This is a genomic window from Brachybacterium sp. YJGR34 (assembly GCF_003347015.1).
Taxonomy (GTDB): Bacteria; Actinomycetota; Actinomycetes; order Actinomycetales; family Dermabacteraceae; genus Brachybacterium.
The window spans coordinates 37,349-51,036 of the sequence record NZ_PNFB01000021.1 but is presented as its reverse complement, the minus strand read 5'-3'; the positions used below and the strand labels follow the sequence as shown (position 1 = coordinate 51,036).

Genomic DNA, 13,688 nt, shown 5'->3' with positions numbered 1-13,688 from the left:
CGCCCTTCACTGCGCGGACTCGAGCGCCGCGGCGACGTCCTCGGGGATGTCGAGGTTCGAGAAGACGTTCTGCACGTCGTCGCTGTCCTCGAGCGCCTCGATGAGGCGCAGCGCCTTCTGGGCTCCGTCGAGGTCGACGGGCGTGCGCATGGTGGGCACGAACTGCGCCTCGGCGCTGTCGTAGTCGATGCCCGCCTCCTGCAGCGCGCTGCGCACGGCGACCACGTCGGTCGCCTCGGAGAGGATCTCGAAGGTGTCGCCCTCGTCGGTGATCTCCTCGGCCCCGGCCTCGAGGACCACCTCGAGCAGATCGTCCTCGGTGTGCTCGCCCCGCGGGACGCTCACCACGCCCTTGCGCTCGAAGAGGTAGGAGACGGAGCCGGAGTCGGCCATGTTCCCGCCGTTGCGGTTGAACGCGAGGCGCACCTCGGAGACGGCGCGGTTCTTGTTGTCGGTGAGGCATTCGACCAGCACCGCCACGCCGCCCGGGGCGTAGCCCTCGTACATCAGCGTCTCGTAGTCGACGCCGCCGCCGTCGAGGCCCCCGCCGCGCTTGACGGCGCGGTCGATGTTGTCATTGGGGACGGAGGTCTTCTTCGCCTTCTGGATGGCGTCGTAGAGGGTCGGGTTGCCGGCCGGGTCGGGACCACCCATGCGCGCGGCCACCTCGATGTTCTTGACCAGCTTGGCGAACAGCTTGCCGCGCTTCGCATCGATGACGGCCTTCTTGTGCTTCGTGGTCGCCCACTTGGAATGCCCTGACATCTCTCTCCTCCCGACTCGCCCGTCGGATCCCGACGGAATGCCGCCCCATTGTAGGGGCACCGGAGGCCGGAGGCGCCGGGCCGCTCAGCGACGGACGACGGGCTCGGTGAGGGAGCCGATCAGGCGTCGGTCCGCGGTGATCCGCGCGAGCAGCTCGCGCTCGCGCTCGCGGATCCGCGCGCTGGGCCGGCCGAACAGGGCGCTGTGGCGCTCCATCCCCAGCGAGATCGCCGAGCGGATCAGGTCGCGCATGCCCATCCGGGCCACCGCGCCGTGGCGGCCCGCCCAGCGCTCCGCCCGCCGGCGCCGACGCATCGACACCAGCAGCTCGACCTCCTGCGGCGAGAACCAGCCCGAACGGCCGTACTCGGCCAGCTGGCGCCGCAGGATCCGCTTCTCCCGCAGCCGCAGGAAGAGCACGATCCCCACCAGCAGCACGAAGATCGGCACCTGCACGCTCGCGTAGTACCGCAGGAAGCCTCCCAACGGGTTCTCCGGGTCCACATCGAGGAAGAAGGAGGATCCGTTCCAGAGGGCGTGGAGCATCATTCCCAGCGACAGCCCGCCCAGCGACAGCCCGGCGTAGAGCATCGGCGAGCGGCGCTCCGCGGCCAGTCCGATGCCGAGGCCGCACAGCGCCGTGAAGGACACGTGGGCGAAGGGCGAGAGGATGCCGCGCAGGAAGAAGGTCTGCCAGAACACGTCGACCTCCCCGGCGGCCTGCGCCTGATGGAAGGAGTTGCCGAAGTAGAGGATGTTCTCGGTGAAGGCGAACCCGCCGCCGATCAGCGCGGCGTACACGACGCCGTCGATCGGGCCGGCGATGTACTTCCGGCCCCACAGCAGCAGGCCCAGCAGGCCCGCGGACTTCGTGAGCTCCTCGACCACGGGCGCCTGGACCACCGCGCCGAGGAAGGTGGCGGTGATCTCGGAGGGCTCGCTGGGCGAGATCCAGCTGGTGAACGGCCCTCCGATGAGGAAGGTCAGGGCCACCGAGCCGATCGCGCCCCAGGCGAAGGCGTAGAGCAGGGACAGCCGGGGCTGAGGGGTGTAGCGGTCGATCCACCACACCGCCCCCAGCACGATCGCCACCGGCACCAGCGCGGCGGTGAAGGCCACCAGCGAGGTGCCCACGCCCAGCGGCAGGATCACGAAGACGTAGAGGGCCACGGCCGATCCCACCAACAGCAGGGCGGAGACCGCCATCAGGGCCCAGCGCACCCAGGGGCGACGGCGGCGGGGTGGCGGGGCCTCCGCGGACCGGAGGGCCTCCGGGGCGCGGGGGTCGACGCGCTCGACGTCGTAGCCGTACCCGCTGGGCCGCGCGGCCGCCGGGCCGGTGCGCGGCGGAGCTCCGGTCGTGCTCATCGCAGCCTGTTCCTCCCCGTCTCCCGACGCATGCGGACCGATCCTCCGACCCGGTGACGGACCGGACCCCGAGGACGATCCCGGTCATGCTAGCCCAGCGGCCAGGCCTCGGCGTACTGGCGACGGGTCTGGGAGAGCAGCATCGGCATGGCCTTGGTGCGGCCGACGACGGGCAGGAAGTTCGCATCGCCCTCCCAGCGCGGCACCAGGTGCTGGTGGAGATGGGCGGCGATCCCGGCCCCGGCCACCACGCCCTGGTTCATGCCCAGGTTGAAGCCGGCCGGACGCGAGACTTCCCGCACCACCCGCATCGCGGTGCGGGTCAGCTCGGCGACCTCACGGACCTCGGCGTCGTCCAGCTCCGTGTAGTCGGAGACGTGGCGGTACGGGCACACCAGCAGATGCCCCGCGTTGTACGGGTACAGGTTCAGGATCACGTAGGCGACCTCGCCACGATGGACGATCAGCGCGTCCTCGTCGGAGCGCCGCGGGCCCGTGCAGAAGGGGCACTGGTCCCCGTCGTCGGGATCGCGCGGCTTGTTCTCGCCGCCGATGTAGGCCATCCGGTGCGGGGTCCACAGCCGCTGGGTCCCGTCGGGACTGCCCGCGTAGTCCCGGGCGTCGACCATCTCCGGGGCCGACGGCCCGCCGGCCCCGTCGGCCCCGGTCGCTCCGTCCGATGGCTGCGCGGAGGGGTTCACACCTGCGCCTTCTCGCGGATCGCGGTGACGATCCGCTCGACTGCCCGGTCCACCTCGATGCCGTTGTCCTGGCTGCCGTCGCGCAGACGGAAGGAGACCGCGCCCGCCGCCTGGTCCTCGCCGCCGGCGATGAGCAGGTAGGGCACCTTCTCCTTGGTGTGGGTGCGGATCTTCTTCTGCATGCGGTCGTCGGAGGAGTCGACCTCGACCCGGACGCCGTGGGCGCGCAGCTTCGCGGCGACCTCCTCCAGGTAGGGCACGTACTCAGCGGCGACCGGGATCCCGACCACCTGCACGGGCGCGAGCCACACCGGGAAGGCGCCCGCATAGTGCTCCAGGAGCACGCCGAAGAAGCGCTCGATGGAGCCGAACAGGGCGCGGTGGATCATCACCGGGCGCTGGCGGGAGCCGTCCGGGGCGGTGTACTCGAGCTCGAACAGCTCCGGCTCGAAGAAGTCGAGCTGGATGGTCGAGAGCTGCCAGGTACGACCGATCGCGTCCTTGGCCTGCACCGAGATCTTCGGACCGTAGAAGGCGGCGCCGCCGGGATCGGGCACCAGATCGAGACCGGACGCGCTGGCGACCTCCTCGAGAGTGGCCGTCGCCTCCTCCCAGGTCGCCTCGTCCCCGACCGACTTCTCGGGATCGCGCGTGGACAGCTCGAGGTAGAAGTCGTCGAGCCCGTAGTCCCGCAGCAGGTCCAGGACGAACCCCAGCAGGCTGCCCAGCTCCTCCTTCATCTGCTCGCGGGTGGTGTAGATGTGGGCGTCGTCCTGGGTGAAGCCGCGGGCGCGGGTGAGCCCGTGCACGACGCCGGACTTCTCGTAGCGGTAGACGTGCCCGAACTCGAACAGCCGCAGCGGCAGCTCGCGGTAGGAACGGCCCCGGGAGCGGTAGACGAGGTTGTGCATCGGGCAGTTCATGGGCTTGAGGTAGTAGTCCTGGCCCTGCTTGGTGACGTTGCCGTCGCCGTCCACCTCCTCGTCCATGTGCATCGGCGGGTACATGCCCTCCGCATACCACTCGAGGTGCTTGGAGGTCTCGAAGAGGTTCTTCTTGGTGATGTGCGGGGTGGAGACGAAGGAGTAGCCGGCTTCGACATGCCGGCGGCGGGAGTACTCCTCCATCTCCATCCGGATCATGGCGCCCTTGGGATGGAAGACGGGCAGCCCGGAGCCGATCTCCTCGGGGAAGGAGAAGAGATCCAGCTCGCTGCCCAGGCGCCGGTGGTCTCGGCGCTCGGCCTCGGCGAGGCGCTCCTGGTGCGCCCGCAGCTCCGCCTTCGAGGGCCAGGCGGTGCCGTAGATCCGCTGCAGCATCGGGTTCTTCTCGCTGCCGCGCCAGTAGGCGGCCGCGGAGCGCGTGAGCGCGAAGCCGTTGCCGATCAGCTTGGTCGAGGGCAGGTGGGGGCCGCGGCAGAGATCGGTCCAGACCACCTCTCCCCCGCGGCGCACGTTGTCGTACATGCTCAGGCCGCCGGCGCCGACCTCGACGCTCGCCCCCTCGGCGGCGTCGCCGGCGCTCGACTTCAGGCCGATCAGCTCGAGCTTGTAGGGCTCGCCGGCCTCCTCGGCGCGCGCCTCGTCGTCGCTCACCTCGCGGCGCACGAAGGCCTGGCCCTCGCGGACGATCCGCCCCATGAGCTTCTCGATCTCCTTGAGGTCCTCCGGGGTGAAGGGCGTCTCGACATCGAAGTCGTAGTAGAAGCCGTCGGTGATCGGCGGGCCGATGCCGAGCTTCGCCTCCGGGTTGATCGTCTGGACCGCCTGGGCGAGCACGTGGGCGGCGCTGTGCCGCAGGATCGACAGACCGTCCTCGCTGGAGATCTCGACCCCCTCGACCGTCTGCCCGTCGGCGAGCGCGGTCGCGAGGTCGCGCAGCTCGCCGTCGATGCGCAGGGCGACGATCTCCTTGCGTCCGTCGAAGAGAGCGGTGCCGGTGGTGCCCTCCTCGATCTGCTGGGCTGCTCCGTCGAGGGTGATGGCGATCTGGGCCACGGGGATGCTCCTTGTGCTGGGGGTCGAGCCGGCCGACGATGCCGGCTCCACGGGCGATGGTATCGGGGCACGGACCCCGCACGCGACGAGGACCCCCGCTGTCGGCAGCGGGGGTCCTCGTGATCCTGAGCTCAGGAGCTGAGGATCCGAGCCTTCTCGGCCGCGAACTCCTCCGGCGTGAGCACGCCCGAGGCCTGGAGCTGGCCCAGCTGCTGGAGCTGGGCGATCCGCGCATCGGTGTCGACGGCCGCGGGTGCGGCCGGGGCCGGCGGGGCGTAGGCCGCCGGGGCCGGCGCCGCGGCCGGCGGGGCGTAGGCGGCCTGAGCGGCCCGCGCCTGCTGCTGCTCCTGGGCGGCCCAGCGCCCCGCCTGGCGGCGGGAGACGTTGTTGGAGACATGCGTCGCCGTGCCGGCGATCGCGGCGGTCCGGGCGACGCTTCGAATCAGACCTGGCATCTCGAAAGTCCTTTCCTGGGCAGGGCCTGCCGGCCCCGCGTGCACTGGGTGGGGGTCAGTCCTCGACCGCGGCGAGCAGGTCCTCGGCGGGGATCCGCCCCGTCGCGACCATCTGCGCGCCGTTGCGACGCAGGGCACCGGCCAGGGGCGCGGCCCAGACGTTCTCGTAGACGAGCACGGCGGCGGCGCTCCCCGGTGCGAGCACGCTCGCGGCCTCGACGAGGTCGGCCTCGTCGAGGAGCCCGGAGGAGGCCCCGTCGAACACGGCGAGGTCGAGCTCGCCGTCGCCGTCGAGGTCCGACACCTCGAGGACCTCGATCTCGCCGTCCTCGCCGACGGTGACGAAGACCAGGTCGAGGATGCGGATGACGCTGCGGTCGACCAGATCGAGCAGGTAGGGCACTCCCTCGCCGCTCGGCTGACCGTCCGGCCACTCGATGATCAGGTAGTCGACGGGTCCGAGGACGTCCTCGTCCCTGCCGATGTCGGTCTCTGCCATGGAAGCTCTCCTCGTCGGTGGATGCTGACGGCCACGACGCTACGGTCGCCGACCGGGGAGGGGGTCACCCCTGCCGGGTGAACTGCCGCGGGAGCGTCCCCGTGAGGAACAGTACTGGATCACTGCAGCGCCGCGGTCAGGCGCATGACGTTGTCCAGGCCGCTCTCGAGCCGGCTGCGCCGCGACCATTCCTCGAGCGTGAGCTGACGGGACATCGAGCGGTAGACGTCCTGCTCGGCCTGCAGGTCCGCCACGACGCTCCCGCCGCGCATCATGACCACGACCTCGTAGTCCAGGGCGAAGGAGCGCATGTCCATGTTGCTCGAGCCCACCACGGCGATCGCGTCGTCGACCGTGAAGTGCTTGGCGTGCAGGACCGCCGGCGCGGGATAGAGCCAGATCCTCACCCCCGCCTCGAGCAGGGCCTGGTAGTACGAGCGCTGCGCGTGGTGGACCATGAACTGGTCCGCCTCCGCGTTGACGAACAGCTCGACCTCGACTCCCCGCATCGCGGCGGTCGTCACCGCGTGCAGCAGGGACTCGTCCGGGACGAAGTACGGGCTGGTGATCGAGAGCGTGGACCGGGCCCCGTAGATCAGGTTGTTGAAGAGCCGCAGGTTGTTCTCGGTGACGTATCCGGGGCCGCTGGGCACCACCTGGCAGTCGACGTCACCGGGCCGCTCGGTCACCTCGACCAGCTCGTCGCGGAGGTCCTCCCCGGTCTCGCTGTACCAGTCCGTGGCGAAGACGGTGTCGAGCTGGCGCACCACGGGACCGCGCAGGCGCACCATGAGATCCACCCACTCGCGGCCCAGGGCGTGGTTGCCGGGCTTGTTGTACCCGGGCTCGACGAGGTTCTGCGAGCCGGCCACGCCCACCGTCCCGTCGACCACCAGGATCTTGCGATGGTTGCGCAGGTCGGGACGTCGGTACTGGCCCTTCCACGGGATGATCGGGAGCATCAGCTCCCACTGGATCGGCGAGGCGTCCAGCCGCCGGCGGAACTCCTTGTACCCGGGGATCCCGCGCGAGCCGATGTGATCCAGCAGCAGCCGCACGGCGACGCCGCGCTCGGCGGCCCGCACCAGCTCGTCGAAGAAGGCTCCCGTGCCGGCGTCCCAGGCCGCGATGTAGAACTGCACGTGCACGGCGTGCTCCGCCGCGGCGACCTCCTCGCGCATCGCCTCCATCGTGGAGGCGAAGTCGGGCAGGATCTCGGCCGTGTTGCCCCGGGCCAGGGGCAGCCCGCCGAGGGTGCGGTTCAGGCGGGTCGCCTCGTTCCACTCACCGGCCCCCTCGTCCGGGAGGTCCTCGTGCCGGGAGGAGGCACGCAGGAGGTCGTCGATCTCCTTCTGCCAGGCGCGGCGGCGACGCCCCACCGTCGTGTTCCCGATCAGCAGGAAGCCGGCGATCCCCACCACCGGCAGGGCGAAGACGAGGATCGCCCAGGCCATCGCCGTGGAGGGCTTCCGGTTCCGTGGCAGCACGGTGATGGCCAGGACGCACACCAGGACGTGGAGCACGGCGAGGACGCCGGCGAGCAGCGCGGGCAGGGTGGGGAGCATCGGTCCTCTTCTCGGGTGGTCGGCAGGTGCGGCCGGGAGGACGCACCGGCGGCGGGGAGGCCCGAGTCGGTCGATCGGCCCGCGCCGGGGACCGGCACGCCCCCGGGGCGCGGGCACGGGGAGGATGCCGCGCACGGGCGGCCCCGTCGGGTGCGCCACGACGGAGCGTACCGCCGAGGGCTCCTACTCCGCGGGGTCGGAGTCGTCGGGGATCGTCACGACCTCGAGCACCTCGGCCCCCATGGAGCTGAGCAGGTTCAGCGCTCCCTGCAGCTCCTGCTGGTCCGCGAGATCGCCGGTCAGCGTGGTCGTGGCGCGCTGGGTGCGCTTCAGCAGCTGGGGGAATGCGCTCGCGAAGTCGTCGGAGAGCTCGGCACCGACCCGGATATGCACCTTCGTCATGGACGACACGTCCTTAGCACTGCGTCTCGGTCGACGAGGTCCTCCTCCGCGCGGGGTCCGGCGGCGTGCGCCCCTGGGTCGCATCGGCCCTCGACGAGATCGGTCGTCCGGGTCGCGGATCGCGCCCGGTGCTCCCGACCCTAGAGCGCCGTGGGTCGGAGCACCTCCCGGGAAACGGGCGAGGTCGCGGGAGCGGGCCGGTCGATGTCGGCCCGGCGGGGACGGCCCGCTCTCACCGGAACCGGGTGAGGCGCGGGAGGCAGCGGACCCGTCCAATGAGAGGATGCCGTGGACCGGCGATCCGATCTCACCGTGGGAGGCCCTTCGTGTCGACAGGCAGCACCGCTTCGGAGGAGGGGGCGCGGAGCGGGGATCGCGCCGTCGCCGCCGAGGGGATCGAGGACGACCCCGGTGATGCCGCGGTCTCGACGCTCAGCATCGCCGGCCGCTCCCTCTCCCCCGTGGTCTCCATCCTGGTCGGCTCCGCCGCGCTGATCATCGTGCTCGCCGGTCTCCGGGCCGTCGCCGGGATCGTGGCCCCCGTGTTCCTGGGCCTGATCATCACCATCACGCTGCACCCCCTGCGCACGAAGCTCGAGGGCAGGCGCCTGCCGGGCTGGGCCGTCTCGACGATCATGCTGCTGCTGGCGTACGTGCTCCTCGCGGTGCTGATCTTCGCCCTGCTGCTGTCCATGGCCCAGCTGGCCGCCCTGATCCCCGCCTACAGCGCCGAGCTCCAGGCCTCGGTCGCCTCGATGGGCAGTGCGCTGAGCAGGCTGGGGGTGGATCCGGTCCAGTTCGAGGCGCTCACCTCCTCCCTGGATCCGGCACGCCTCTTCGATGCGGCGATGGCCATCCTCTCGAGCAGCTTCGGACTGGTGGCGAATCTGTTCTTCCTCGCCACCGTGCTGCTCTTCTTCGCCTTCGACACGGATTCGACGCGGCGCGGCCTCCGCTCCGTCGGCCGGCGCCACCTCCGCGGGACGGTCGCGGCGCTCACCAGCTTCGCGCTGGGCACCCGCCGCTACATGCGCGTCTCGACGAACTTCGGCCTGATCGTCGCGGTCATCGACGGCCTGGTGCTCTATGCGCTCGACGTGCCCGGTGCCTTCGCCTGGGCGGTCCTGGCGTTCGTCACCAACTACATCCCCAACATCGGGTTCGTCATCGGGGTCATCCCCCCGGCGCTCATCGCGCTGCTCGACAGCGGCAGCGGCATGATGCTCACGGTGATCGCGCTCTACAGCGTCATCAACTTCGTGATCCAGTCGATGATCCAGCCCCGGGTGGTGGGCGACGCCGTGGGGCTCTCCGCCTCCCTCACCTTCCTGTCCCTGGCCTTCTGGACCTGGCTGATCGGCCCGATCGGCGCCATCCTCGCCGTCCCTCTGAGCCTGCTCACCAAGGCGCTGCTGGTGGAAGTCGATCCGGCGAAGGGCTGGGCGCTGCCCCTCATCGCCGGGAAGCCGTCGGACGACGACCTCGAGGCCGAGGCCGTCCCCGCACCGGGCGGCGATCGCGGACGTGATCCCGAACGCGGGCCGGGCAGCGGCGAGGACACCGGACGCCATGCCCCGGACGGGCAGCGCCGCCCCGACTGACCCGGGCGCGCCCTCCGTGTCGCCGCGAGGCGCCGGACCGCGCGGGCGGCCATCGGCCCCGGCCCCGCCCGTTCCCCGCGGCGTCTCCCACCGTGATCGGGTGAGCCGGTCCACGGCGCCGCGGTGGAGACTGCACGGGACCCTCGTCGCCGATTACCGGGAGCGTCATGTCGATCGTCCTGCTCATCCCCCTGGGCCTCGTGCTGTGCTTCGCCGGCGGGGCCTCGGTCCGGCTCTCCGTCCTGCTCGCCGGCTTCGCGGCCGGCTGGCTCCTCGCCTCGGTGCTCGGTGCCGACACGCTGCTGGCACTCCTGGTGGCCCTGGCCGGGGCCGTCGCAGCGCGCGTCGCGGTCCGCGTGCTGTCCACGTCGGTCTTCGCGGTCGCCGGTGTCATCGTGGGCGCCGTGGTGGGCACCAAGCTCTTCATGATCGTCGGTGGCACCTCCGGCGACTGGGTGCTGGCCTCGCTGATCGTGCCCGTCGCGGCGGCGCTCTGCGGATACCTCACCGCGCGGCTGAAGCTGCCGATGCTCCGCCTCGGCACCGCCGCGGCCGGTGCGGCACTGGTCCTGTCCGGGCTCGGCCGCCTGCGGGCCGACGGCTTCACCCACCTCTGGCGACCCGAGTCCGCGCTCGGGGCCGTCGTCCTGGTGGTCCTGTGGATCGCGCTGACCGAGACGGGTCGACGGGTCCAGGCGCGCAGCGCCCGTCCCGACGACGACGCGCCCGACGCCCCCGCATGAGCGGTGCGCCGGCCCGCCGTGCGAGCAGCACCGCTCACCCGGGACGGGGGAGGCACGAGCGATCCGCTGCACCCAGGATCGACGGGACGTGACCTCACGGTCGAGGGCCGGCACCGGCGTCGGCTCCCGTCTCGCCGGAGCACAGCATCAGGCGCCGCGGCGCCGGAGAGGATGATCCATGTCCGCCAGCCCGAGCCCCGAGGCCCCGACCGCACCGGAGCACGTCGCTCCGCATCGACGCACCGCGCTGGTGGGGGCGAGGATCCTGGGCTGGGCGGTGTACGCCTATCTCGTGGTCACCGAGGTCGTCCTGCTGCTGGGCTTCATCCTCCTGCTGTTCGGGGCGAACGCGAATGCCGGGTTCGTGCAGTGGGCCTACCGGTCGCTGGATCGTGCCATGGAACCGTTCCGCGGCATCTTCTCGGCGATCGAGCTGGGTGAGACGGGGAACCAGGTCGAGTCCGTCCTGGACACCTCCATCCTGTTCGCGATGCTGGTCTACGGCCTCCTCGCCCTGGCGGTCCGTGCCGGCCTCGACGGGCTCACGGGCCGGCTCGTCCGACTGGACCGGATGGATCAGCAGGCCTGGGCCGCGGAGCAGCGCCAGCGCGCATGGCAGGCGGAGCAGCAGCGCCTCCAGGCCGAGCAGCAGCGGTTCCTCGCCGAGCAGCAGCGGATCCAGGCCGAGCAGCTGCGACTGCAGGCACAGGCGACCACGCAGCCCTCGGCCCCCGGCGCGCAGGCCCCGACTCCCGGTCCGGTCCCGCCCCCGGCCGGTCCCCCGCCGGCCTGACCGGCGCGGGCGGCGGCGACCGCTCGTGCTGTCTCCCCCGTCGTGCCGCGGCGCGGGGCCGTCGCGCACCCGGCCCGCACCTCAGAGCAGGTTCAGGCTCCGCGCCCTGGCCAGCGCCTCGCTCCGGCGCGAGACGGCGAGCTTGCCGTAGAGGCTGGAGACATGGGTCTTCACCGTGTTCTCGGAGACGAACAGGGTGCCGGCGATGTCCGCATAGGTCGCGCCGCGGGCGAGCTCGTTGAGCACCTCGCGCTCCCGCGGGCTCAGCGCCGGCGCGACCACCAGGTCCGCCCCCGCCCCGCGGTCACCGTGGCCGGCAGCCGACGGTGCGTACCGCGCCGAGGCGCCCGCGGACCGCTGGGTCGCCGTGGCGAGCTCGGCCAGCCACGGGCTCGCCGCGGCCCCCTCGCGGGCCAGGAGCCGCCGCAGCAGCGGGCCCACCGGGGTGCCGAGGCGCACCCACCCGAAGAACGGAGCGGCGGTACCGCGCACCTCGCTGCTGCGCACCGCCTCGCGCAGCAGCTCCGCCGCGGCCTCCTCCTCGCCTGCGGCGTCGAGCAGCTGCGCCCGGCACACCTGCGCGATCGCACGTGTCGGCGGCTGGTGCGTGATCGCCTCCGCGGCCGCCGCCCCGAAAGCCGCCGTCGCGGCGCTCCGGTCCCCGCCGAGATCCTCGCGCAGGCCCCGCACCAGCGCGGCCTCCCCCGGCAGCTCGAGCTCCCTCAGGCGCGCCTCGAGGGTGCGCAGTCCCTCGCGGTCGGCACCGAGCGCCGCGAGGACGGCGTGCTCGAGGAGCGCGGCGCGCAGGAGATGCGCGGGCAGCTCCTGCTCCGCGACGGGGGCGGGCAGCGGGGAGGACAGGATGCGCTCGCCGTCCACTGGGGTCCCGGCCAGCACGGCGAGGCGGGCGCGCTGCACACAGAGCCAGAAGCTGCCGCAGGGGTCCGCGACGGGCAGCTCCGTCGCGTCGAGCCCTCCGAACGCCGACGGCGCGGTCCGCGGCAGGCCGACCAGGCGGACGATCGATCGCACCAGCTCCGCGCGGTCCCGGGTGAGCGGCGGCCGGGGTCCCGCGATGGTCCCCAGCAGGCGCAGAGCCTCGGCGGCGACATCGCTCGCCGCGCTCTCGCGTCCCCTCATCAGCTGGTTGACGGCGAGCTGCGAGGCCGCGACCGCCGCCAGCTGCACCAAGCCCTGCTGCCGGCACCGCTCGACCGCGCGGCTCAGGTGCCGCTCGGCCGCGGCCAGGTCGCCCGTCCAGTTCTGGGTGGTGCCCAGTTCGGCGAGGAGCAGCGGGTGGAGGACCTGCTGGTCATCGACGCCGGCCTCGAGGGTCGCCGTCGCCCGCTCCACGGCCCGGCCGGGGTGCTCGAGGCTCAGCCGTGAGCGCATCAGGCGCACGCACGAGACGGCGGGTCCATCGTGCCCGCCGTCCTCCGCCGTCCGCGGGACCCGGTGGTCCATCCAGCCCAGCGCCGCCTCGAGGTCCCCCTCCCACCAGCGGTCCAGGGCGACGGCGAACCACGCCTCCGGGTGGGCGTCGACCGCCTCGGGATGGTGCCGCTCGAGGTCGGCGACCGTCCGACCCTCTCCGCGCAGCACGAGCGTCACCCCTTCGGTGGCCAGGAGGTCCGCCGCGCGGTCGATCTCCTGGACGGAGACGAGGCGGTCGACGGCCCGGGAGCCGTCGCCGTGGGAGAGGTCCAGGGCGACGGCGCGGGAGACCGTCGAGCGCGCCTGCAGGGCGTCGACCCCGCCGCGGCGGAGCCGGCGCCGTGCGGCCTCGCGCAGGAGCGGATGGATCCGGAATCTCGACTCGGGTTCGCCGTCGCCCGGAGTCTCCCGCACCGGGTCCTGGGTGCGGGTCACGAGCAGCCCCGTGGCCTCGAGACGGGCCAGGGCGTCGGCGGCGCGCGGGTCACGGGTGAGGTGGACGGCGGTGGCGGTCGTGAGGGTCGGCTCCGCGGCCGCGCACAGGAGCAGGTGACGCTCCTCGGAGCGCAGGGTCGCGAACACCCCGTTGACCAGCTGATCGGTCACGAGGCCGCCGGCCTCGGTGCGGCGCCGGACGTCGGCGGCGGCCGATGGTGAGGAGCTCACCACCCGCGCGGTGAGGACCAGCGGCGCGCACCATCCCTGGGCGGAGGAGCTGATCGCCTCGATCATCGAGGGATCCGATTCCGGCGCATGGGCACGGATCAGGGTCCGGGCCTCCTCCCGATCCAGGCGCAGGAGGTCGCCGCGCAGGCTGGTGCAGTGGCCCAGCAGCTCGGGCACCAGGCGGGTCAGCGGGAGGTCCCAGCGGGCGAGCAGCAGGACGCGCAGCGACTCCGGGACGTCGTGGAGCCGCTCGTCGAGGAGGCTCACGCTCCGGCGGGGCAGCAGATGCGCGTCGTCGATGACCACGCGCCGGGACTCCGGGCCCGGTCCGGGCTCGTCGAGGATCGCGGCCAGCGCGGTGGCGTCGAGGTCGGCGTCGGCATCGATCCAGTGCACGTCCGGCTCGGCCTCCGCGCGCCGCAGCCAGCCCACCGCGCCGAGGGTCTTGCCGGATCCGGCGGGTGCCACGACGGTCGTGATCGCGTGGTCCGCCGAGCGGTCCAGCTGCGCCCACAGCCGGTGCCGGGGCAGATGGTTCCGGGGGAGCCGCGGGATGCCCGTGGTTCTGCGCTGGGTCGTCATCGGCCGCAGGCGGTCCGGGAGGTCGGCCCCGGGGCGCGCCAACGGGCACGAGCTCCGGGGAGGGCGAGGAGGCGACGCGCGAAGCTCATGGTGACCCTTCCTGCGACGATGATTCGC

General features: G+C 72.5%; 12 protein-coding genes. 3 read left to right on the top strand and 9 right to left on the bottom strand.

What is annotated here, in order from left to right:
• Positions 1-6 precede the first annotated feature (6 nt).
• The 8 genes from CXH06_RS15295 to CXH06_RS15260 form a co-directional block, all read right to left on the bottom strand.
• The gene (locus tag CXH06_RS15295) at positions 7-765 is read right to left on the bottom strand and encodes a YebC/PmpR family DNA-binding transcriptional regulator (RefSeq protein WP_114856060.1); all 759 of its coding nucleotides are present in this window, start codon (positions 763-765) and stop codon (positions 7-9) included.
• An 84-nt stretch (positions 766-849) separates the two neighbouring features.
• A complete protein-coding gene (locus CXH06_RS15290; protein WP_114856059.1) occupies positions 850-2,133 on the bottom strand; it encodes a PrsW family intramembrane metalloprotease in 1,284 nt (427 codons plus the stop codon).
• Between the two features lie 89 nt (positions 2,134-2,222).
• On the bottom strand, positions 2,223-2,762 hold the full coding sequence (locus CXH06_RS15285; protein ID WP_114856058.1) for an HIT domain-containing protein: 540 nt from the start codon (positions 2,760-2,762) through the stop codon (positions 2,223-2,225).
• A gap of 68 nt (positions 2,763-2,830) precedes the next feature.
• Positions 2,831-4,831, bottom strand: a complete 2,001-nt coding sequence (gene thrS, locus CXH06_RS15280) for a threonine--tRNA ligase (protein ID WP_114856057.1) — start codon at positions 4,829-4,831, stop codon at positions 2,831-2,833.
• Between the two features lie 131 nt (positions 4,832-4,962).
• The gene (locus tag CXH06_RS15275) at positions 4,963-5,286 is read right to left on the bottom strand and encodes an SHOCT domain-containing protein (RefSeq protein ID WP_114856056.1); all 324 of its coding nucleotides are present in this window, start codon (positions 5,284-5,286) and stop codon (positions 4,963-4,965) included.
• Between the two features lie 55 nt (positions 5,287-5,341).
• Entirely contained in the window at positions 5,342-5,785 is a 444-nt protein-coding gene (locus CXH06_RS15270; protein ID WP_114856055.1) for a DUF6325 family protein, read from the bottom strand.
• Positions 5,786-5,904: 119 nt separating this feature from the next.
• Positions 5,905-7,350 (bottom strand): cardiolipin synthase, encoded by a 1,446-nt coding sequence (cls, locus tag CXH06_RS15265; protein WP_114856054.1) that lies wholly within the window; start codon positions 7,348-7,350, stop codon positions 5,905-5,907.
• 183 nt (positions 7,351-7,533) lie between these two features.
• A complete protein-coding gene (locus tag CXH06_RS15260; protein WP_114856053.1) occupies positions 7,534-7,752 on the bottom strand; it encodes a hypothetical protein in 219 nt (72 codons plus the stop codon).
• A gap of 326 nt (positions 7,753-8,078) precedes the next feature.
• Between CXH06_RS15260 and CXH06_RS15255 the strand changes: the two genes are divergently transcribed.
• From CXH06_RS15255 to CXH06_RS15245, 3 genes are all read left to right on the top strand, one after another.
• Positions 8,079-9,353: an AI-2E family transporter gene (locus CXH06_RS15255; protein ID WP_157975773.1), complete on the top strand. Its 1,275-nt coding sequence runs from the start codon at positions 8,079-8,081 to the stop codon at positions 9,351-9,353.
• Between the two features lie 167 nt (positions 9,354-9,520).
• On the top strand, positions 9,521-10,096 hold the full coding sequence (locus tag CXH06_RS15250; protein ID WP_157975772.1) for a hypothetical protein: 576 nt from the start codon (positions 9,521-9,523) through the stop codon (positions 10,094-10,096).
• A 178-nt stretch (positions 10,097-10,274) separates the two neighbouring features.
• Positions 10,275-10,889, top strand: a complete 615-nt coding sequence (locus CXH06_RS15245; RefSeq protein ID WP_114856050.1) for a YggT family protein — start codon at positions 10,275-10,277, stop codon at positions 10,887-10,889.
• Positions 10,890-10,970: 81 nt separating this feature from the next.
• Here CXH06_RS15245 and CXH06_RS18775 read toward each other — a convergent pair whose 3' ends face one another.
• Positions 10,971-13,571, bottom strand: coding sequence for a LuxR C-terminal-related transcriptional regulator (locus CXH06_RS18775; RefSeq protein ID WP_304650812.1), 2,601 nt, complete (start codon positions 13,569-13,571; stop codon positions 10,971-10,973).
• Between the last annotated feature and the right edge of the window lie 117 nt (positions 13,572-13,688).